Below are 18,839 nucleotides of genomic sequence, written 5' to 3' on the forward strand. Positions count from 1 at the left end.
GTATGGCTGTAGGAACCCGGCTGGCGGCGGCCTGCTTGCTGCTGGCGCTGAGTGCGCCGCTGTGGGCGGCGAAGAAAGTCGACCTGGATTACCAGGTCAAGTTGTTGCCCAAGGGCGACCAGGCCTGGGTCACCCTGACCCTGGGCGAAGGCTCGGCGGTGCGCAGCCTGGATTTCGACCTGGGCGCGGGCGACGACTACAGCGACTTTAAAGCCGACGGCCAATGGCAGGCCCAGGACCGGCGCGGCATCTGGCGCCCGGCCAGCGGCAAGGCCAGCCTGAGCTACCGCGTACGCATCAACCAGGCCCGTGACAATGGCAGTTTCGACAGCCGCGTGACGCCCAAGTGGGCACTGTTGCGCGGCGATTTGCTGGTGCCGGCGGCGCGGCTCGATCAGCAGGATGGTGTCGAATTGGTGGCGCGCCTGGGCTTTGAGCTGCCGCCGGGCTGGAAAAGCGTCGAGACGGCGTGGCCGCGCATCGGCAAGCAGCGTTTTCGCATCGACAACCCTTCGCGCCTGTTCGACCGCCCCACGGGGTGGATGCTCGCCGGCACCCTGGGCAGCCGCCGCACGTTGCTGGGGGAAACCCAGGTCACCGTGGCCTCGCCCCAGGGCCAGGGCATGCGCCGCATGGACGTGCTGACCCTGCTGACGTTCGTTTGGCCCCAGGTGCAAGCGGTGTTCCCGCGCCACCCGGGCAAGCTGCTGATTGTCGGCGCCGGCGACCCGATGTGGCGCGCCAGCCTGGCCGGGCACGACTCCATTTACCTGAGCAGCCGCTTGCCGCTGGTCAGCGAGAGCGGCAGCAGCCCTTTGGTGCGCGAGTTGGTGCAGGTGTTCGGGCGGATCAACGACAGCCACGGCAGTGACTGGATCAGCGAAGGTTTTGCCGAGTACTACGCCATCGAACTGCTGCGCCGCGCCGGCGGCCTGAGCGACGAGCGCTACCAGAGCCTGCACGCCCGCTTGGCCAAGCAGGCCCACGAGGTCACTAGCCTGCGCGGCGAGCACATCGCCGGGGCGCAATTGGCCCGGGCGGTGCTGCTGTTGCAGGAGTTGGACAGTGAAATCCGCATCAAGACCCGCAACAAACGCTCCCTTGACGACGTGCTGCGGGCGGTGATGCGCCTGGAAAGCGTTAGCACCGCCGAGTTCGTGCAGCTTAGCGAGAGCATCCTGGGTGGCGGCTCAAAGGTGCTCGACAGCGAGTTGTTGAAGGGCGTGTAGACGCAGCCAGGTGCGCGCTTAGAGGTCGGGCTTGGCCTTGGGCGCAGCGGCGGCGTCGGCCTTGGCTTGCAGGTTGTTGAGGTCACGGGCGGCGCGTTCGATCTTGCCGCGCACGTTGTCCATGTCGCGGCGGCCTTTTTCCAGCAGGCTCTTGGCCGAACTGTGGCCGGTGATGCCACGGGCCAAGGCCACGCCGCCAATCGCCACTTGAATCAGGCCGAACACGCCGCCACGGCGCAGGCCTTTGCCCATCATCACCACACCGCCGGCCAGGGAGCCGATGCGTTCCCAGCCCTGCACGTTCTGTTCGGCGGGGCCGCGGGGCGTGGTGGATTCGATGCGTTGTACGAGTTTGCTGTCGCTCATGATCTGTCTCCTGGGGGCGGGTTGCTCTTAAGGCTGACTACGCGGGGGCGGCGCTTGTTCCATCGGATCGCTCAGAACTTAGGCCCGGAACGGGTGTTATTGCCCTTGGCCAAGCGGTCGTAGAGCACCACGTTGACCGTGGCCGCCAGGTTCATGCAACCGGTGGTGGGGATGTACACCACGTCTTCGCACCAGTCGCGGATCTCTTTGTCCAGGGAGCCGTCCTCGGGGCCGAAGATATACAGCGCGCGGTCCGGGTGAGTGTATTCGGGCAGCGAACGGGCGCCCTCGACCAACTCCACTGCCACCGGGATGCAGCCTAGGGGCAGGATTTTTTTCAGGTCGTCGATGCCGATCAGCGGGATGTCCTGGTGGACTTTTTTGGTGTCGGTCACGAAGTCGCGGGCCCGTTCATAGCGCTTGCCGGTGTAGAACACCGAAGCCACGCCATAGCAACCCGCCGCACGCATCACCGAGCCGACGTTTTCCGGTGATTTGGGGTTGTACAAACCAATGCAGCTGTATCGTTTGTTGGCCACGGGAGGGGGAGCCTTCGGGGAAAAGGCGCGATTATACGGCGATTGCGGTGTTTAGCCGATGGCTATCGCCAGCCTCTGTGGGAGCAGTTCCCCCGGCTTTTGTGGGAGCGAGCCTGCTCGCGATAGCAATCTGTCAGCAGGCAGGGGTGTTGGCGGTACCGCTGCTATCGCGGGCAGGCCCGCTCCCACAGTGGAGCGGACTCCAAGGCCCAGGTTGCAGGCGCAGTCACTCGTCCTTTTTCATCAACCCCGCCAGGGCGGCGAACGGGTTGTGGGTGGCCTTGGCGATGGTGGGGGTACTCAGGGAGCCCTCGCCGAAGTACTGCTGGTCGGTGTAGCGCGAGTGTTCGTTGTCGTGGCAGTACAGGCACAACAGTTCCCAGTTGGAGCCGTCCTGGGGGTTGTTGTCGTGGTTGTGGTCGCGGTGGTGCACGGTCAGTTCGCTCAGGCGCTTGCCGGCAAATTCACGGGCGCAGCGGCCGCACACGTGGGGGTACATTTTCAGCGCTTTGTCGCGGTAACCCATCTCGCGGTCGCGTTGGGCGTCGGCGAGGATACGGTCCAGTTTGGAGGTATTGGTCGAACTCATGGGTTCACCTGTGTAGAAGACGAATGACGGGAGTGCTGGCAGTTTAGCTCAGCCCTTGAGTTTCTCGGCAATCCAGATGGTGTGCCGGGTGCCCTTGTTGCCGTGGGCGAAGACTTGCACTTCTTCGGCCTTGAACCCGGCCTTTTTCAGTTTGTCGCTGAACTGGCGGTCGGCGCTGGCCGACCACACTGCCAGCACGCCCTTGGGCCGCAGGGCCTTGGCGCAGGCGCTGAGGCCGCCGGCCGAGTACAGCCAACTGTTGGCTTTCTGGGTCAGGCCTTCGGGGCCGTTGTCGACGTCCAGCATGATGGCGTCAAAGCCCTGGGGTTCGGCTTGCAGCACCTTGGCCACGTCTTCCAGGCGGATCACGGTGCGCGGGTCGAGCAGCGGGCGCCCGGATTTTTCCCCCAGCGGCCCGCGGTTCCACTCCACCACGCCTGGCACCAGCTCGGCGACCACCACTTCGGCGCTCTTGCCCAGGTGCTTGAGGGCCGAGGCCAGGGTAAAGCCCATGCCCAGGCCGCCGATCAGCACCCGCGAGCCGGGCCGGCCGGCCACTTTGCGGCAGGGGATCTCGGCCAAGGCATCCTCGGAGCCGTGCATGCGGGTATTCATCAATTGCCCGCCGTCGCCACCCTGGATCTTGATGACGAAATCCTCGCCGTACTCGAACAGGCACAAGGCACCGCCGTTGTCGGGGATCGGGGTGGTGTCCAGCAGAACGAAACGTTTCATGGGGTGCTCATGTAAGAAGGAGGAAAAACCGCGAGGGAGCAGGGCAAACCGGCGCGGTTGGGAGTAGCCTGAGGCTCACCACCAGGGCCAGGGAGCCAACGATGAAGCGCACCATTCTAACGGTCATTGCTGGGGCCGCGCTCTGGATAAGTGCGGCGCAGGCCCAGGAGTTGCAGACGGTGCCGGTGGCGCCGCCGCCCGTGCCGGGTTCGCCGGGCACCGCCACGCCCACGCCTTACCCGCAAGTCACCCCGCCCGGCGTGCCCCGGGCCACGGGCAGCCGCAACGGCGCGCCGCTGCTGCCGCCCATCGACAAGCCCGGGCCGCCGAAAGACCAGCCGTTGCCCGTAGACCCGGCCCCGGACAAGCTCAAGCCCGGCAGCTAGACCTGCTGCGACAGCAGTTTGCCATCGGCCATGCGCAGGCGTTTGGACAGGGCGATGGCCAGGGCGCGGATGATTTTGGCGGCGACTTTCGGCGCGTCGTTGAGCATGCGCTCCAGGGAATCCTTGCCCAGGGTCAGCAACTGGCAGTCCTCGGCGGCCACGCAACTGGCCGAGCGCCGCTCGCCGTCGAGCACCGCCATTTCGCCAAAGGCGCGGCCGGCGCGCAGGGTGGCGATGGTCACCGCGTGGCCGTCGCCATTGGTTTTTTGCACCGCCACCTGGCCGCTGTGGAGGATGCACATGAAGCTGCCGGCGTCGCCCTCGTGGAAAATGGCTTCGCCCTGGGCAATGGTGGCGATGCTGAAATAGCCCGCCGCCGCCGCGAAGTCCGCAGGCAGCAGTTGATCGAACAGGCCGCAGTCCATCAGCCAGTCGCGGATTTCGTTGTTCAGTAGGGTCGGTTCGGACATGGTCGTGCGTCTTTGGTCTTTGAAAATGAGTGCGTGTGGTTCAGACACGCACGCGGCCTACAGTTCCTCAGGCGATGCCCAGCACCTTGAACACAAAGGCGTATTCGAGAGCTACGTCACGTAATCCCTGATAGCGCCCGCTCATGCCGCCGTGGCCGGCCTCCAGTTCCGTCTTGAGCAGCAACGGGTTGGTGTCGGTCTTGGTGGCGCGCAATTTGGCCACCCACTTGGCCGCTTCCCAATACTGCACGCGGCTGTCGTTGTAGCCGGCGATCACCAGCAGCGCCGGGTAGGCCTGGGCGCGCACGTTTTCGTAGGGCGCGTAGGCCTTGATCCGCGCATACACCTGCGGGTCCTGGGGGTTGCCCCATTCGTCGTACTCGGTGACGGTCAGCGGCAACTCGGGGTCGAGCATGGTGTTGAGCACATCGACGAACGGCACTTCGGCAATGGCCGCAGCGAACAGCTGCGGGCGCTGGTTGAGCACCGCGCCAATCAACAGGCCGCCAGCGCTGCCGCCACTGATGACCAGTTGCTCGGGGCGGGTGTAGCCCTGGGCGATCAGGTGTTCGGCGCAGGCGATGAAGTCATTGAAGGTGTTCTGTTTGTGCTCCTGCTTGCCGGCGCGGTACCAGGCTTCGCCCAACTCGCCGCCGCCACGCACATGGGCGATGGCGAAGGCCACGCCCCGGTCCAGCAGGCTCAGGCGCGCGTGGGAGAACCAGGGGTCGAGGCTTTCGCCATAGGCACCGTAGCCGTAGAGGTAGAGCGGTGTCGGCTGGCCCAGGCATTGGCGCTTGACCACCAGGCTGATGGGCACCTGCGTGCCGTCCGGCGCGGTGGCCCACAGGCGTTGGCTGACGTAGGCGTCGGCGTCGAATGGGCCGAGCACCGGGGTTTGCTTGAGCACCACTTGCTCGCCGGTGGCCAGGTGCAGTTGGCGGATTTGCGCCGGACGGTTCAGGGCTTCGTAGCGCAGGCGGATGTGTTCGCTGGCAAATTCCAGGGTGTTTTGCACATAGAGGCTGTAGGCCGCGTCGGGCAACTCTACGCGGTAGGCCGGCAGGCCCTGGGGCCGCACTTCGATGACCGGCAGGCCACCGATGCGCAGGCTCAGGGTCAGGCCCCCAGCGTTGAGGCTCAAGCCGTCGAGCATCACCGTATCGCTGTGGGGGATCAGGGTTTGCCAGTCGCCGGCGGTGGGCGCCTGGCCCTGGTCAGCGGCTTGGTACAGGGCGAAGTTGATGCCGTCGCGGTTGCTGCGGATCAGCCAGGTCCACTGGCCGTCGAGCTGGCCGTGATCGACCTCGTATTCATGGCCTTCGACCCGCGGCGCCAGGCAAGTGAAGGGCTGTTGCGGCTGGCTGGCGTCCAGGGCCCAGACTTCGCTGGTGGTCTTGCTGCCCAGCGACAGCAGCAACTGGCGCTCGGAACTTGAGCGGTAGCAGTGCAGGAAAAAACGCCCGTCCGGCTCGTGGAACACTTCTTGTGCGGCGGTGCCGTCGAGGCGATAGCGAAAGAGTTTGTGCGGGCGATGGGTGTCGTCCAGTTCGCCGAAAAACAGGGTCAGGCTGTCGTTGGCCCAGGTCATGCTGCCGTCGCAGTCCTGGAAGGGCAGTTCGCTAAGTTTGTCGTTGCTCAGTTCCTTGACGAACAGGGTGTAGGTTTCTTCGCCGCTGGTGTCCAGGCTGTAGGCCAGGCGCTGGTGGTCGGGGCTGATGCTGAAGGCGCCGAGGGAGAAAAACCCGCCGTTGGCCAGCACGTTGGGGTCCAGCAGCAGTTGTTCGCGGCTTTCGTCCAGGGTCAGGCTGTCGTCCGCTGGGCGCGGGCAGCGGTAGTGGCGCGCGTACTCATCGCCCGCCGTGGTGCGGGTGTAATACAGATACGGGCCCCAGGGCGAGGGCAGGGACAGGTCGGTTTCCAGGATGCGGCCCTTGATCTCTTCGAACAGCGCCTCGCGCAGCGGCGCTTGATCGGCCAATTGCGCCTGCACGTAGCTGTTTTCGGCCTCGAGGTAGTCGAGCACCGGGGCGCTGTCGCGCTCCTGCAGCCAGGCGTAGGGGTCGGCACCGTCGGCCTTGTGGGCAACGGGCGCGGCGAGAACGGAAGAAGAAACGGGCATTTTGAGCTCTCGGGCAATTGACAAAACGGGCGACGCGCAAGGCGTACAAGCCTGATGGGCGAAAAGCCGTTATCATAGCGCCTCTTTGCCTGCCAGCCATGGACACCATGACCGAGAACGACTTTCTGATCGCCTGGGGCCTTTACGCCGTTGCCGCTTTGGGCTGCCTGTTGGTGTGGATGCGCATGACCCGCTGGATGTGGCGCTGGCTGCGCGAGCCCTTGCGGGTGTTGATGGCGGTGGTGTTGTTCACGCCCACCATCATCGACCCGGTCAAGGAGCAGTTCGCCCCCGCCGTGGCGATCACCGTGATGGACCTGCTGCTCAAGGTCGGCAACAACGTCCTGCGTGCAGTCTCGGACCTGGTGATGTACGGCATCATCGCCCTGGGCCTGTACCTGGTGTTCGCGCTGATCCGCTGGCCCATCGAGCGCAGCATCAACGAACGCAAGGCGCGCAACGAGGCCGCCAAGGCTGCCGCGGCCGCGGCTGACGCGCAGCTCGACGAACAACCTTTCGGGCATGCCGGAGACGACCGCTATGGCCGTGCGCCACTGCCCAGCAACCCCCAACGGTCGCGCGTCGAACCGCGTTTGTAACCTGGCCCCGGCATTGAAGCGAGAGTCCGAGCATGTGTGAGTTACTGGGCATGAGCGCCAATGTACCGACCGATATTGTGTTCAGCTTCACCGGGCTGATGCAGCGCGGCGGGCGCACCGGCCCGCACCGCGACGGTTGGGGCATCGCGTTTTATGAAGGGCGCGGCTTGCGCCTGTTCCAGGACCCGGGCGCCAGTTGCGACTCGGAAGTGGCGTTGCTGGTGCAGCGCTACCCGATCAAGAGCGAAGTGGTTATTGGCCACATCCGCCAGGCCAACGTCGGCAAGGTCTGCCTGTCCAACACTCACCCCTTCGTGCGCGAGCTGTGGGGGCGCAACTGGTGCTTTGCGCACAACGGCCAGCTCGCCGGTTTCGCCCCCACGGCCACCTTCTATAGGCCCATCGGCGATACCGACAGCGAAGCGGCGTTCTGCGACTTGCTCAACCGCGTGCGCGACGCCTTCCCGGAGCCGGTGGACATCGAGCAACTGCTGCCCTCGTTGCTGCAAGCCTGCGCCGAGTACCGCAGCCTGGGCGTATTCAACTGCTTGCTCAGCGACGGTGATTGGCTGTTTTGCTATTGCTCCACCAAACTGGCGCAGATCACCCGGCGTGCGCCCTTCGGCCCGGCGCGCTTGAAGGACGTGGACGTGATCGTCGACTTCCAGGCCGAAACCACGCCCAATGACGTGGTCACCGTGATCGCCACCGAACCCTTGACCGAAAACGAAACCTGGACCCGCTACCAGCCCGGCCAATGGAGCCTGTGGCGCGGTGGCGAATGCGTGGCCCAAGGCCAAACCGAATCATAAGGACGTCCACGATGTTGCTCAGTTATCTGCGCCTGGTGTTGTTTGCGGCGGGCCTGTTGATCGGGGTTCAGGTGCCGGGGTTTGTCAGCGATTACGGCAAGCGCGTCGAGGCGCACCTGATCGAAGCGCAGACCGGCCTGCAAGGCTTCCAGCGCACCGCCGAACAGTTCTTCAAGGGCGATTTGCAAGCCCTGGTCGCCCATTACCGTGCCAGCGACGACCCGGTGTTTCGCAGCGACGCCGACAGCCTGAGCACCTTGCTCACCCGCCAGCAGGCGTTAGACAAGCAGTTCCAGGCCATGCAAGGCCCGTGGTACATCCGCGTGCTGCAAGTGGCGCTGGCCGCCGACCCGGCAATCCGCGAGGAAACCTGGAACGGCTACAGCTACCAGATCCTCCTCACCCCCGAAGCCATGGGCTGGGCCATGGGCGGCGCGTTGGCCTTGTCGTTTGGCATCGAATGCCTGTTCCGCCTGATCGACTGGGTGGTGCTGGGCGGGCGGCGTCTGCGCCAGAGCCGGCCCATCGAAGACCGCAACCTGCGCGGCTTGTAATCCCCATAGGGTAGGAAGCGGGCAAGCCTGCTTGCTACGTCTTATTTGAGGGCGATGTAAGTCTCGCCCATCTTCTGCGCATAGGCGCTCACCGTGCTCTGGCACAGGGCCACGATGTCTTCGGCCAGGTCCACGCCCACGCGCCAGCACACCACCACTTGCAGGTTCGGTGGGCGCTGGTCGATGGGCAGCAGGGTCAATTCGCCCCGGGCCAGTTCTTCGCTCACCAGCACCGGCGGCAGCGCGGCGATGCCGAAGCCGTCACGCAGCAGGCGGGTGATGGCCGACACCGAATTCACGCAACTCAGGCGCGGCGACATTACGCCATGGGCCTGCATCAGCCCGAGGATTTCCTGGTGTGGGTGGGAGTTTTTCGAGTAGGTGATGATGCGCTCGTTGGCCAGGTCGGCCAGGCCTGAGTAATCGCGGTTGTAGATCGAATTGCTGGCCACGATCCACGCCACCGGGTGGCTGGCCAGTTCCAGGCTGCGCAGGCTTTCCTGGCGCAGCAGGTCGGTTTGCAGAATCAGATCGAGAAAGCCTTTTTGCAACTGATCGCAGAGGTTGAGCGAGGTATCGGCCACCAATTCGATTTCCACCTGCGGGTAGACGTCCGCCATCTGCGCCACCAGGGAGCTGAGCCAGGTGTGGATCACCGTGTCCATCGCGCCGATGCGGATGCGCCCCACCTTGCTGCTGCGGGTGGAGATCGACTGCTTGAGCGCCTGCATGGTGTCCATCATCTGCTCGGCGTAATCGAGCACCTTCAAGCCCTCGGGGGTCAGGCTCACGCCGCGCGAATCACGCAAAAACAGTTTGGCCCCCAACTCGCTTTCCAGCACCGCGATGCGGCTGGAAATCGAGGCCTGGGTGGTGAACAGCTTCTCTGCGGTCAGGCGAAAGCTCTTGAGGCGCGCGACCCAGACGAAGGTTTCGAGGAACTTGAGATTCATGGGATCAACTTTTACTTATGCCTTGAAGCGGTTTTTATTGGTTGGACGGGCAGGGCGCCAGCATCGAAAAATGCCTGCACCCACCATAGGCGTCGGGTTCGCACAATACCAATAAGAATCAGCTAGGCGCCCGGCTCGCCACTCGCGGTGGCCCGCCACGCAACGGACACTAACTGATAATCTGCGGAAGATTGAAGAAATTTCCCGCATAAAAATATTCAAAAGCCTACGGGAGTGTTCACGTGAGCCGCCTGCTATTGAACTGCGACATCGGCGAAAGCTTTGGCAACTGGACCCTGGGTCTGGACGCCGAGGTCATGCCCTTCATTGACTGCGCCAACGTTGCCTGCGGGTTCCACGCCGGCGACCCGAGCATCATGCGCAAGACCGTTGCCCTAGCCCTGAAGAGCGCGGTGCGCATCGGCGCGCACCCGGCGTACCAGGACCTGGCCGGGTTCGGGCGCCGCTCGATGGCGTATTCGGCCCAGGAAATCCAGGACCTGCTGCACTACCAGATCGGCGCGCTGGACGGCATCTGCCGCGCCCAGGGCACCCGCGTCAGCTACGTCAAACCCCACGGCGCGATGTACAACGACATGATGGCCAACCCCGCCCAGTTGCGGGCGGTCATCCAGGCCGTGGCCGCCTACGACCGGCAGCTGCCGCTGATGCTCATGGCCACCCGCGACAACAGCGCGGCCCAGGCCCTGGGCGATGAATTCGGCCTGACGTTATGGTTCGAGGCCTTTGCCGACCGCGCCTACGACGCCGCCGGCCATCTGGTTTCGCGGCAGTTGCCGGGGGCGGTGCACCACGACGCCGACACCATCATCGACCAGGCCCTGCGCATCGCCCGCGGCGAGCCGCTGGTGGCCAGTGATGGCAGCGCCTTGGTGCTGCACGCCAACACCCTGTGTGTTCACGGCGACAACGCCAGCTCGGTGGCTGCGGTACAGCGTATCCGCGAAGCCCTGGACCGGCAGGCCAACCCATGAAGCCACGGATTGAAACGGTCGCCATCGACTGCCTGATGGTGCGCCTGTTCGACGCCATCGCCGAAGAGAACATGCCGTGGATGCTCGCCGCGTGCGAGCGCGTACGCGAAGGCTTCGCCGCGCACCTGATCGACCTGGTGCCGTCCTACACCACGTTGATGGTGCATTACGACCTGCTGGCGCTGACCCCGGCCCAGGCCCGCGAACTGATCGCCGAGGCCTTGCACAACCTGGCGCCTAACGCCCAGGCCAGCGGCCAGCGCCATGTGTTGCCGGTGTGGTACGACCTTAGCGTCGGCCCGGAACTGAGCCTGTTGGCCCAGCGCAGTGGCCTGGCCATCCCCGAGGTGATCCGCCGCCACAGCGAGCGCGACTACCAGGTGTTTGCCCTGGGCTTTGCGCCGGGGTTCGCCTTTATGGGCCTGGTGGAAGAAACCCTCGCCGCGCCGCGCTTAGGCACCCCGCGCAAGCGGGTGGCGGCCGGCAGCGTGGGCATCGCCGAACGCCAGACCGCCGCTTACCCGGTGGTGTCCCCCGGTGGCTGGAACCTGATCGGGCGCACCCCCAGCAAACTGTTCGACCGCGAGCGCGACGGCTACAGCCTGATGCAACCGGGCGACACCGTGCGTTTCGAGGCGGTGAGCCATGCCGAATTCATCAACCTGGGCGGTGACGACACGCCGTTGGAGGCGCTGCCATGAGCCGTTTTTCGATCGAGGCCAGCACGCCGCTGTGCCTGTTGCAGGATGCCGGGCGCTTTGGCGTGCGCCATTTGGGCGTGACCCAGGGCGGCGCGGCGGACTGGGTGTCGATGGCCTGGGCCAACTGGCTGCTGGGTAATGCGTTGGACGCGGCGGTGGTGGAAGTTACCCTCGGCGGCTTTGCCCTGGTGGCCCAGGCCGACGGTTGCCTGGCCCTGGCCGGCGCCGACCTGGGCGCGCAACTCGACGGCCAGCCATTGCTGCCGTGGCGCAGTTTCAGCATCCGCCAGGGCCAGCGCTTGAGTTTCACCCAACCGGTGTTGGGCGCACGCGCCTACCTGGCGGCCCCGGGCGGTTTTGCCGCGCCAAGGGTGCTGGGCAGTTGCGCCACCGTGGTGCGCGAGGCGTTGGGCGGGCCGGACGGTTTTGGCCGGGCCCTGGCCAAGGGGGGCGAACTGACTTGCAGCGGCACGGCTGCGCCGGTGCGGGCGTTGGCGGCGGGGCAGGCCCCGGATTTCACCTCCCAGGCACCGCTGGACCTGGTGCTGGGGGCGCAGATCGGCCAGTTCAGCGGCCAGAGCCTGTTCGATGCCTTCAATAGCACCTGGACCCTGGACAGCCGCGCCGACCGCATGGGCATTCGCCTGTTGGGCACGGCGTTGCAGTATCAGGGCGCGCCGATGATTTCCGAGGGCATCCCGTTGGGCGCGGTGCAGGTGCCGCCGGACGGCCAGCCGATTGTGCTGCTCAACGACCGCCAAACCATCGGCGGCTACCCGCGCCTCGGTGCCCTGACGCCCCTGGCCCTGGCCCGGTTGGCGCAATGCCTGCCGGGGCAAGAAGTGCGGCTGGCGCCGGTGGTACAGGACCTGGCCCATGAGCAGCAGGTGCGGTATGTGCGGCGGTTTCTCGACTGCTGACGGCCTCGCGAGCCGGCCCGCTCCCATAGATGTTTTTCTGTGGGAGCGGGCCCGCGATCGCGTCTACTTGGACAAAAACCGCATCCCTTCCTCCAACCCCCGCAACGTCAGCGGGTACATCTGGTCGTCGATCAGGTCGCGTACCAGGTTGGTGGAGGCGGTGTAGTTCCAGGCGTCTTTGGGGTAGGGGTTGATCCAGATGAGCTTCTTGTACTTTTCCTTGAAGCGCTGCATCCACACATAGCCCGCCTCTTCGTTCCAGTGCTCGACGCTGCCGCCCGGTTGGGTGATTTCGTAGGGCGCCATGGCGGCGTCGCCGATGAAGATCACTTTGTAGTCGGCGCCGTACTTGTGCAGCAGGTCCTGGGTGGACGTGCGCTCGGAGGTGCGGCGCAGGTTGTTCTTCCACACCGACTCATAAACGAAGTTGTGGAAGTAGAAGTACTCCAGGTGTTTGAACTCGGTCTTGCACGCCGAGAACAGCTCTTCGCAGATTTTTACGTGGGCGTCCATCGAGCCGCCGATGTCGAACAACAACAGCAACTTGATGGTGTTGCGCCGTTCCGGGCGCATCTGAATGTTGAGCAGGCCGGCATCACGGGCGGTGTGGTCGATGGTGCCGTCGATGTCCAGTTCTTCGGCCGCGCCCTGGCGGGCAAATTTGCGCAGGCGGCGCAGGGCGATCTTGATGTTGCGGGTGCCCAGTTCCACCTGGTCGTCGAGGTTCTTGTACTCGCGTTGGTCCCAGACCTTGACGGCTTTGCCCTGGCGCTTGCCGGCCTCGCCCACGCGGATGCCCTCGGGGTTGAAACCGCCGGAGCCGAAGGGGCTGGTGCCACCGGTGCCGATCCATTTGTTGCCGCCGGCGTGGCGTTCCTTTTGCTCTTCCAGGCGTTTCTTGAATTCTTCGATCAGTTTGTCGAGGCCGCCTAAAGACTGGATCTGCGCCCGCTCTTCATCGCTCAGGGAACGTTCGAATTCCTTGCGCAACCAGTCTTCAGGGATCAGGGCCTGGAGGTGGTCGTCGAGTTTTTCCAGGCCATTGAAGTAGGCGCCGAAGGCCCGGTCGAACTTGTCGAAATGCCGTTCATCCTTGACCAGGATCGCCCGGGCCAAGTAGTAGAACTCGTCCATGTCGGCGAAGGTCACGCGCTGTTTAAGCGCGTTGATGAGGTCCAGCAGCTCGCGCACCGAGACCGGTACCTTGGCGGCGCGCATTTCATTGAACAGGTTAAGCAGCATGGCATTCGCCCTTATCGAGTGCCGCGACGGCTCATGAACGCCAGGCGTTCGAGCAACTGCACGTCCTGCTCGTTTTTCACCAGGGCGCCGGCCAGGGGCGGGATGGCTTTGGTCGGGTCGCGTTCGCGCAGCACCGCTTCACCGATGTTGTCGGCCATCAGCAGCTTGAGCCAGTCCACCAGTTCGGAGGTGGAGGGTTTTTTCTTCAGGCCTGGCACTTTGCGCACATCGAAGAACACGTCCAGGGCTTCGCTGACCAGGTCTTTCTTGATATCGGGGTAATGCACGTCGACGATTTTCTGCAGGGTGGTGCGGTCCGGGAAGGCGATGTAGTGGAAGAAGCAGCGGCGCAGGAAGGCGTCCGGCAGCTCTTTTTCGTTGTTGGAGGTAATGATGATGATCGGGCGCTTCTTGGCCTTGATGGTTTCGTCGATCTCGTAGACATAGAACTCCATCTTGTCGAGTTCTTGCAGCAAGTCGTTGGGAAACTCGATGTCGGCCTTGTCGATTTCGTCGATCAGCAGGATCACCCGCTCCTCGGCCTCGAAGGCTTCCCACAACTTGCCTTTTTTCAGGTAGTTGCGCACGTCGTGGACTTTATCCACGCCCAGTTGCGAGTCACGCAGGCGGCTGACCGCGTCGTACTCGTACAGGCCCTGGTGGGCCTTGGTGGTGGACTTGATGTGCCAGGTAATCAACTTGGCGCCGAAAGACTCGGCCAGTTGTTCGGCGAGCATGGTCTTGCCGGTGCCCGGCTCGCCCTTGACCAGCAGGGGCCGTTCCAGGGTGATGGCGGCGTTGACGGCCAGTTTCAGGTCATCGGTGGCGACATAGGCCTGGGTGCCTTCGAATTTCATCGGTAACTCCTTGAACGGTAACGCCGGCCTGCGCTGGGGCAGGGCGGACACAAATTGCAAACGTGCCCGACTATAGCGCGAGGCCCGGGCGACTGTGAACGCAGACGCCCCATTCAGTCTCTGAATGAGGCGTCACGCCGTGACTCAGTCAGCCTCGGGCTTGGGTTGCTCGTAGCGGGCATTGAAGGCCTGGACGAAGCCGTTGCGCAGAATCTGCAGGAAGGCCTGCAAGGCGCTGATGTTTTGCTGGTGCACGTTGCCGCTGAGTTCCACGCGGGTGGCGAACTGGTTCTTGCGCTGGTTTTTCAGCACGGTTTCGCTGGTGCCCACCAGGGCTTCCCAGATCGAACGGAAAATCCCCTTGTTGCGGTTTTCCACGTCCTGCTGCCAGTTGAACACCTCCACGTCGCGCAGCAGCGGCTTGATGTAACCGCTTAATTGACCTTTTTCGGCCTGGGCCTCGATCACCACATCGCCGGAGCCGGCGTTGAAGTCGAACTTGCCGTAGGCCGAGGCGAAGTCGTTCAGGCGTTTGAGCTCGATATCCCGGGCGCGCAGGCGGAACTGGAAGTCCTCGAAGTTGCTCAGCGGGTCGAAGGTGGCGGTGGTTTCCAGCGGCGCGTGGCCCAACAGCAGGGCCTTGCCCTCGAAACGGGCGTCGCGCTTGCCTTTGACGTCCACCACGTTGGTCAGGTTGTAGAAGCTGGCGTTGACCGCCGTGGCGTCCATCTTCACCGCCGGTTTGGAGTTGAAGTTGTGGAAGCTGACCTGGCCGTCGTCGATGCGCACTTCGTCCAGGGTGATCGGCAGCAGTTTGCCCAGTTGCGCCCGCCAGTCGGTGCCGGCACCGGTCTGGGACGCCTGGCGGTTGGCACCGCCATCGACGAAGTTGATCTGCGGTTTGACGAAGCGCACCCGGGCCACCACCGCGCGGTCGTACCACAATGCGTGCCAACTGACGGCGAGGTCGATCAGCGGCGCGTTGACGAACGGCACCGGCACCTTGGCGTCAGTTTTGACGATCTCCAGGCCATTGATCCGGTACGCGCCGCGCCACAGGGCCAGGTCCACGTCGCTGACCTGGCCGCGGTAGTCGCCCATGTCGGCGAGTTTTTCATTGAGGTAGTCGCGTACCAGGTAGGGCAGGGCGATGTGCAGGGCCAGCAGGAGCAGCGCGATGGCGGCCAGGCTCCAGAGTGGCCAACGGTAGCGGCGTTTCATGGGGTGGGTCTCCGGTGTAGGTAAGGGGTTGACCGCGCGGGCCGCTGGCCGTTCGCCTCGACTGGACGCCTCGCGGCACGAGGCATACCCTTGAACGCTTCTTCTTCGCTGCATAAGGACCCAGCCATGAGCCGCATTTTTGCTGACAACGCCCATTCCATCGGCAACACGCCCCTGGTGCAGATCAACCGCATCGCGCCGCGCGGCGTGACCATCCTGGCCAAGATCGAAGGGCGCAACCCTGGGTATTCGGTCAAGTGCCGGATCGGCGCCAACATGATCTGGGACGCCGAAAGCAGCGGCAAACTCAAGCCGGGCATGACCATCGTCGAACCCACCTCGGGCAACACCGGCATCGGCCTGGCGTTCGTCGCCGCCGCCCGTGGCTACAAGCTGATGTTGACCATGCCGGCGTCCATGAGCATCGAGCGGCGCAAGGTGCTCAAGGCCCTGGGCGCGGAACTGGTGCTCACCGAGCCGGCCAAGGGCATGAAGGGCGCCATCGAGAAGGCCGCCGAAATCCTGGCCAGCGACCCGGCCACCTATTACATGCCCCAGCAGTTCGATAACCCGGCCAACCCGGCGATCCACGAAAAAACCACCGGCCCGGAAATCTGGAACGACACCGATGGCGCCGTGGACGTGCTGGTGGCCGGCGTAGGCACCGGCGGCACCATCAGCGGCGTGTCGCGCTACATCAAGCACACCCAGGGCAAGCCGATTCTCTCGGTGGCCGTGGAGCCGATCACCTCGCCAGTCATCACCCAGGCCCTGGCCGGTGAGGAAATCAAGCCTAGCCCGCACAAGATCCAGGGCATCGGCGCCGGTTTCGTGCCCAAGAACCTGGACCTGTCCATCGTCGACCGGGTCGAGTTGGTGAGCGATGAAGAGTCCAAGGCCATGGCCCTGCGCCTGATGCAGGAAGAGGGGATTTTGTGCGGGATCTCCTGCGGCGCCGCGATGGCGGTGGCCGTGCGCCTGGCGCAAACCCCGGAAATGCAGGGCAAGACCATTGTGGTGATCCTGCCGGACTCCGGTGAGCGCTACCTGTCGAGCATGCTGTTCAGCGACCTGTTCACCGAGCAGGAAAACCAGCAGTAACCCCCCCACGGCGCCGGTTGACCCACATCAGCCGGCGCCGCGCCGCCTTATGGTAATAAGGGCTTTGTTGCGGATTTCTTAATACTGAATGTTGCCTCGCGCGGGTTTTGCCCAGGGGCCGTAGTGTTTATGATGGCCGCCTGCCGCGTCGGGTAAAGGACGCGCAGCGTTGCTTATTACCAAGGAGTTGTTGGATGACCTTTTCATTTGCCGCCAAGGCGTCGGTGTTGCTGCTGTTTTTGGGCAGCACGCTCTATGTGCATTTGCGTGGCAAGGCGCGCCTGCCGGTATTGCGCCAGTTCGTCAACCATTCGGCGCTGTTCGCCCCTTATAACGCCCTGATGTACCTGTTTTCGGCGGTGCCTTCCAAGCCGTACCTCGACCGCAGCAAGTTCCCCGAACTCGATGTCCTGCGCGACAACTGGGAGGTGATCCGCGACGAAGCCATGCATTTGTTCGACGAGGGCTACATCCGCGCCGCCGAAAAGAACAACGACGCCGGTTTCGGTTCGTTCTTCAAGAAGGGTTGGAAGCGCTTTTATCTCAAGTGGTACGACAAACCGCTGCCATCGGCCGAGGCCCTGTGCCCCAAGACCGTGGCGCTGGTCAGCTCCATTCCCAACGTCAAGGGGGCGATGTTCGCTTTGCTTCCGGGCGGCAGCCACCTTAACCCGCACCGCGACCCGTTCGCCGGCTCCTTGCGTTATCACCTGGGGCTGTCCACGCCCAACTCCGACGATTGCCGGATTTTCGTCGATGGCCAGGTTTACGCCTGGCGTGATGGCGACGATGTGATGTTCGACGAGACCTACGTGCATTGGGTCAAGAACGAAACCGACAAGACCCGGGTGATCCTGTTCTGCGACATCGAACGGCCCCTGAGCAACCGCGCGATGACGGCCATCAACCGTTGGGTCAGCGCCTGGCTGGGCCGCGCCACCGCGCCGCAGAACCTCGACGACGAGCGCGTCGGCGGCATCAACCGCGCCTATGCCTGGAGCAAGAGCTTCAGCGACGGCATCAGCGGCACGGTCAAGCAGTGGAAGCGCCGCAACCCCAAGCTCTACCGCGTCCTGCGCCCGGTTTTGGCGGTGGTGGTGCTGGCATTGCTGGGTTACTGGTTGTTCGGCTAAGCCGTTGCAAATTGTATCGGGCGCTGGTTATAGTCGGCGCTCGGTGTGGCCAAAGGCCTGCCTCTTTCTTCCTTCATAAAAAGATCTGCACCATGCCCGCATCCCTTCTCAACGCGGTAGTCGATTCAGCGCTCAACGCTGGCGTCATGCCGTGCGGGGAACAGCAACCGGCGCAGATCAGTCACTACCCTCCACCTGTCAGTAGCCCCCCGGTGTACGCCTGCGTAGCACCGCCGGGTGTCGGCATGTCGGGCTGATCGGCTTCGCGCTGTTCCCACGCCCGCCAGCACATCACTACTGAACCTTCAGCCTCGGCTGAATTGGCTATTTGCCTGATTACGGGTGGTCTTCATGTTTGTCATTTCCAAGCAATCCGTGGCCGCGGCGGCGTCCACGAGTGTGTTCGTCCTGCTGTGGAGCAGCGGTGCGATTTTCTCCAAATGGGGCCTGGCCCACGCTTCGCCCTTCGCCTTTTTGCTGATGCGTTTTGCCTTAGCGCTGGTGGCCCTGGTGCTGCTGATGCCGCTGCTCAAGCTCAAGCGGCCCAGGGCCGGCAAACCGCTGCTCTTTGCCCTGGCCACCGGGGCGGTGTTGTTGGGGGCTTATCAGATTTTTTACTTGCTGGCCCTGGACTTCAAAATCACTCCCGGCGTGATGGCCACCCTCATGGGTGTGCAACCGATCCTCACCGTGGTGCTGATGGAACGCCAGCGCTCGTGGCACCGCATCTTCGGCCTGCTGCTGGGCCTGGCGGGGTTGGTGATGGTGGTGTACCAGAGCATCGGCCTGGCCGGGGTGTCGCTGGCGGGCATCCTGTTCGGCCTGCTGGCGCTGCTGGCCATGACCCTAGGCTCGATCATGCAAAAACGCATCACCGATAACCCGTTGGGCACATTGCCGGTGCAGTACCTGGCGGGGCTGGTGCTGTGTGCGGTGTTCGTGCCGTTCCAGCCATTCCACTTCGAGTACAGCAGCGGGTTTATCGTGCCGGTGCTGTGGATGGGGCTGGTGGTGTCGGTGCTGGCGACCCTGCTGCTGTACCGCTTGATCGCCCGGGGCAATCTGGTGAACGTCACCAGCCTGTTCTACCTGGTGCCGGCGGTGACCGCGGTGATGGACTACCTGGTGTTCGGCAATCGCCTCGCGGCCCTGAGCGTGCTGGGCATGGGCCTGATTATCGTGGGGTTGGGGCTGGTGTTTCGTAAAAGCGCCTGAGGCTGGCCCCTGGGGGAGCGAGCCTGCTCGCGATAGCGGTTTGCCTGCCAGCATCGCTGCTGATTGTGCTGGCCTCATCGCGAGCAGGCTCGCTTCTACT

At 64.1% G+C, this 18,839-nt stretch carries 22 protein-coding genes; 12 read left to right on the forward strand and 10 right to left on the reverse strand.

Features of this window, described 5'->3' with window-relative positions; genetic code table 11:
• Positions 1-2 precede the first annotated feature (2 nt).
• Positions 3-1,229, forward strand: coding sequence for a hypothetical protein (locus tag AC19YR_RS01535; RefSeq protein ID WP_500596878.1), 1,227 nt, complete (start codon positions 3-5; stop codon positions 1,227-1,229).
• An 18-nt stretch (positions 1,230-1,247) separates the two neighbouring features.
• On the opposite strand, the gene AC19YR_RS01540 is transcribed toward AC19YR_RS01535, so the two are convergent.
• From AC19YR_RS01540 to AC19YR_RS01555, 4 genes are all read right to left on the reverse strand, one after another.
• Positions 1,248-1,595 carry a YgaP family membrane protein gene (locus AC19YR_RS01540; protein WP_500596880.1) on the reverse strand — a complete coding sequence of 116 codons (348 nt, stop codon included), beginning with the start codon at positions 1,593-1,595 and terminating at the stop codon, positions 1,248-1,250.
• A gap of 71 nt (positions 1,596-1,666) precedes the next feature.
• Positions 1,667-2,134 carry an RNA methyltransferase gene (locus AC19YR_RS01545; protein ID WP_095107241.1) on the reverse strand — a complete coding sequence of 156 codons (468 nt, stop codon included), beginning with the start codon at positions 2,132-2,134 and terminating at the stop codon, positions 1,667-1,669.
• Positions 2,135-2,360: 226 nt separating this feature from the next.
• A complete protein-coding gene (locus tag AC19YR_RS01550) occupies positions 2,361-2,723 on the reverse strand; it encodes a YajD family HNH nuclease (RefSeq protein ID WP_095107243.1) in 363 nt (120 codons plus the stop codon).
• 48 nt (positions 2,724-2,771) lie between these two features.
• Positions 2,772-3,458: a spermidine synthase gene (locus AC19YR_RS01555; protein ID WP_500596882.1), complete on the reverse strand. Its 687-nt coding sequence runs from the start codon at positions 3,456-3,458 to the stop codon at positions 2,772-2,774.
• 101 nt (positions 3,459-3,559) lie between these two features.
• Between AC19YR_RS01555 and AC19YR_RS01560 the strand changes: the two genes are divergently transcribed.
• Positions 3,560-3,844: a hypothetical protein gene (locus AC19YR_RS01560; protein ID WP_095107247.1), complete on the forward strand. Its 285-nt coding sequence runs from the start codon at positions 3,560-3,562 to the stop codon at positions 3,842-3,844.
• Here the strand turns inward: AC19YR_RS01560 and AC19YR_RS01565 are convergent.
• On the reverse strand, positions 3,841-4,314 hold the full coding sequence (locus tag AC19YR_RS01565) for a cyclic nucleotide-binding domain-containing protein (RefSeq protein ID WP_500596884.1): 474 nt from the start codon (positions 4,312-4,314) through the stop codon (positions 3,841-3,843). The two genes, AC19YR_RS01560 and AC19YR_RS01565, sit on opposite strands and share 4 nt — an antisense overlap.
• 67 nt (positions 4,315-4,381) lie before the next feature.
• A complete protein-coding gene (locus AC19YR_RS01570) occupies positions 4,382-6,436 on the reverse strand; it encodes a S9 family peptidase (RefSeq protein ID WP_500596886.1) in 2,055 nt (684 codons plus the stop codon).
• 98 nt (positions 6,437-6,534) lie between these two features.
• Here AC19YR_RS01570 and AC19YR_RS01575 point away from each other — a divergent pair, with 98 nt between their 5' ends.
• The 3 genes from AC19YR_RS01575 to AC19YR_RS01585 are packed head-to-tail and all read left to right on the forward strand — an operon-like array spanning position 6,535 to position 8,401.
• Entirely contained in the window at positions 6,535-7,035 is a 501-nt protein-coding gene (locus tag AC19YR_RS01575) for an MFS transporter (protein WP_500596887.1), read from the forward strand.
• 32 nt (positions 7,036-7,067) lie between these two features.
• Positions 7,068-7,847: a class II glutamine amidotransferase gene (locus AC19YR_RS01580; protein WP_500596888.1), complete on the forward strand. Its 780-nt coding sequence runs from the start codon at positions 7,068-7,070 to the stop codon at positions 7,845-7,847.
• An 11-nt stretch (positions 7,848-7,858) separates the two neighbouring features.
• Positions 7,859-8,401: a DUF2937 family protein gene (locus AC19YR_RS01585; protein ID WP_095107257.1), complete on the forward strand. Its 543-nt coding sequence runs from the start codon at positions 7,859-7,861 to the stop codon at positions 8,399-8,401.
• Between the two features lie 41 nt (positions 8,402-8,442).
• Here AC19YR_RS01585 and AC19YR_RS01590 read toward each other — a convergent pair whose 3' ends face one another.
• Positions 8,443-9,354, reverse strand: a complete 912-nt coding sequence (locus tag AC19YR_RS01590; protein WP_095107259.1) for a LysR family transcriptional regulator — start codon at positions 9,352-9,354, stop codon at positions 8,443-8,445.
• 242 nt (positions 9,355-9,596) lie between these two features.
• Between AC19YR_RS01590 and AC19YR_RS01595 the strand changes: the two genes are divergently transcribed.
• The 3 genes from AC19YR_RS01595 to AC19YR_RS01605 are packed head-to-tail and all read left to right on the forward strand — an operon-like array spanning position 9,597 to position 11,970.
• Positions 9,597-10,349 (forward strand): 5-oxoprolinase subunit PxpA, encoded by a 753-nt coding sequence (locus AC19YR_RS01595; RefSeq protein ID WP_500596890.1) that lies wholly within the window; start codon positions 9,597-9,599, stop codon positions 10,347-10,349.
• Positions 10,346-11,050: a 5-oxoprolinase subunit B family protein gene (locus tag AC19YR_RS01600; RefSeq protein WP_500596892.1), complete on the forward strand. Its 705-nt coding sequence runs from the start codon at positions 10,346-10,348 to the stop codon at positions 11,048-11,050. The genes AC19YR_RS01595 and AC19YR_RS01600 overlap by 4 nt, the downstream gene beginning before the upstream one ends.
• Positions 11,047-11,970, forward strand: a complete 924-nt coding sequence (locus tag AC19YR_RS01605) for a 5-oxoprolinase subunit C family protein (RefSeq protein ID WP_500596894.1) — start codon at positions 11,047-11,049, stop codon at positions 11,968-11,970. The genes AC19YR_RS01600 and AC19YR_RS01605 overlap by 4 nt, the downstream gene beginning before the upstream one ends.
• A gap of 63 nt (positions 11,971-12,033) precedes the next feature.
• On the opposite strand, the gene AC19YR_RS01610 is transcribed toward AC19YR_RS01605, so the two are convergent.
• The 3 genes from AC19YR_RS01610 to AC19YR_RS01620 all read right to left on the reverse strand — a co-directional run bounded on the left by AC19YR_RS01610 (position 12,034) and on the right by AC19YR_RS01620 (position 15,290).
• Positions 12,034-13,212, reverse strand: a complete 1,179-nt coding sequence (locus tag AC19YR_RS01610) for a vWA domain-containing protein (RefSeq protein ID WP_095107268.1) — start codon at positions 13,210-13,212, stop codon at positions 12,034-12,036.
• Positions 13,213-13,223: 11 nt separating this feature from the next.
• The gene (locus tag AC19YR_RS01615) at positions 13,224-14,069 is read right to left on the reverse strand and encodes an AAA family ATPase (protein ID WP_095107270.1); all 846 of its coding nucleotides are present in this window, start codon (positions 14,067-14,069) and stop codon (positions 13,224-13,226) included.
• A gap of 144 nt (positions 14,070-14,213) precedes the next feature.
• A complete protein-coding gene (locus AC19YR_RS01620; RefSeq protein ID WP_500596895.1) occupies positions 14,214-15,290 on the reverse strand; it encodes a DUF748 domain-containing protein in 1,077 nt (358 codons plus the stop codon).
• A 126-nt stretch (positions 15,291-15,416) separates the two neighbouring features.
• On the opposite strand from AC19YR_RS01620, the gene cysK reads away from it, so the two are divergent.
• The 4 genes from cysK (at position 15,417) to AC19YR_RS01640 (ending at position 18,739) form a co-directional block, all read left to right on the forward strand.
• Positions 15,417-16,391: a cysteine synthase A gene (cysK, locus tag AC19YR_RS01625; protein ID WP_095107274.1), complete on the forward strand. Its 975-nt coding sequence runs from the start codon at positions 15,417-15,419 to the stop codon at positions 16,389-16,391.
• Positions 16,392-16,585: 194 nt separating this feature from the next.
• On the forward strand, positions 16,586-17,524 hold the full coding sequence (locus AC19YR_RS01630) for an aspartyl/asparaginyl beta-hydroxylase domain-containing protein (protein WP_500596897.1): 939 nt from the start codon (positions 16,586-16,588) through the stop codon (positions 17,522-17,524).
• 92 nt (positions 17,525-17,616) lie between these two features.
• Positions 17,617-17,781, forward strand: a complete 165-nt coding sequence (locus AC19YR_RS01635) for a hypothetical protein (protein WP_176465043.1) — start codon at positions 17,617-17,619, stop codon at positions 17,779-17,781.
• 94 nt (positions 17,782-17,875) lie between these two features.
• Positions 17,876-18,739 (forward strand): DMT family transporter, encoded by an 864-nt coding sequence (locus AC19YR_RS01640; protein ID WP_095107720.1) that lies wholly within the window; start codon positions 17,876-17,878, stop codon positions 18,737-18,739.
• Positions 18,740-18,839: the final 100 nt, after the last annotated feature.

It is taken from the genome of Pseudomonas sp. MF08817, from assembly GCF_059862705.1.

Coding starts and splice junctions, on each gene's coding strand:
- AC19YR_RS01615 (WP_095107270.1), bottom strand. CDS start 14,069: ATGAAATTCGAAGGCACCCAGGCCTATGTCGCCACCGATGACCTGAAA.
- AC19YR_RS01575 (WP_500596887.1), top strand. CDS start 6,535: ATGGACACCATGACCGAGAACGACTTTCTGATCGCCTGGGGCCTTTAC.
- AC19YR_RS01550 (WP_095107243.1), bottom strand. CDS start 2,723: ATGAGTTCGACCAATACCTCCAAACTGGACCGTATCCTCGCCGACGCC.
- AC19YR_RS01630 (WP_500596897.1), top strand. CDS start 16,586: ATGACCTTTTCATTTGCCGCCAAGGCGTCGGTGTTGCTGCTGTTTTTG.
- AC19YR_RS01535 (WP_500596878.1), top strand. CDS start 3: ATGGCTGTAGGAACCCGGCTGGCGGCGGCCTGCTTGCTGCTGGCGCTG.
- AC19YR_RS01600 (WP_500596892.1), top strand. CDS start 10,346: ATGAAGCCACGGATTGAAACGGTCGCCATCGACTGCCTGATGGTGCGC.
- AC19YR_RS01640 (WP_095107720.1), top strand. CDS start 17,876: ATGTTTGTCATTTCCAAGCAATCCGTGGCCGCGGCGGCGTCCACGAGT.
- AC19YR_RS01585 (WP_095107257.1), top strand. CDS start 7,859: ATGTTGCTCAGTTATCTGCGCCTGGTGTTGTTTGCGGCGGGCCTGTTG.
- AC19YR_RS01635 (WP_176465043.1), top strand. CDS start 17,617: ATGCCCGCATCCCTTCTCAACGCGGTAGTCGATTCAGCGCTCAACGCT.
- AC19YR_RS01555 (WP_500596882.1), bottom strand. CDS start 3,458: ATGAAACGTTTCGTTCTGCTGGACACCACCCCGATCCCCGACAACGGC.
- AC19YR_RS01565 (WP_500596884.1), bottom strand. CDS start 4,314: ATGTCCGAACCGACCCTACTGAACAACGAAATCCGCGACTGGCTGATG.
- AC19YR_RS01580 (WP_500596888.1), top strand. CDS start 7,068: ATGTGTGAGTTACTGGGCATGAGCGCCAATGTACCGACCGATATTGTG.
- AC19YR_RS01570 (WP_500596886.1), bottom strand. CDS start 6,436: ATGCCCGTTTCTTCTTCCGTTCTCGCCGCGCCCGTTGCCCACAAGGCC.
- AC19YR_RS01560 (WP_095107247.1), top strand. CDS start 3,560: ATGAAGCGCACCATTCTAACGGTCATTGCTGGGGCCGCGCTCTGGATA.
- AC19YR_RS01540 (WP_500596880.1), bottom strand. CDS start 1,595: ATGAGCGACAGCAAACTCGTACAACGCATCGAATCCACCACGCCCCGC.
- AC19YR_RS01605 (WP_500596894.1), top strand. CDS start 11,047: ATGAGCCGTTTTTCGATCGAGGCCAGCACGCCGCTGTGCCTGTTGCAG.
- AC19YR_RS01620 (WP_500596895.1), bottom strand. CDS start 15,290: ATGAAACGCCGCTACCGTTGGCCACTCTGGAGCCTGGCCGCCATCGCG.
- AC19YR_RS01590 (WP_095107259.1), bottom strand. CDS start 9,354: ATGAATCTCAAGTTCCTCGAAACCTTCGTCTGGGTCGCGCGCCTCAAG.
- cysK (WP_095107274.1), top strand. CDS start 15,417: ATGAGCCGCATTTTTGCTGACAACGCCCATTCCATCGGCAACACGCCC.
- AC19YR_RS01610 (WP_095107268.1), bottom strand. CDS start 13,212: ATGCTGCTTAACCTGTTCAATGAAATGCGCGCCGCCAAGGTACCGGTC.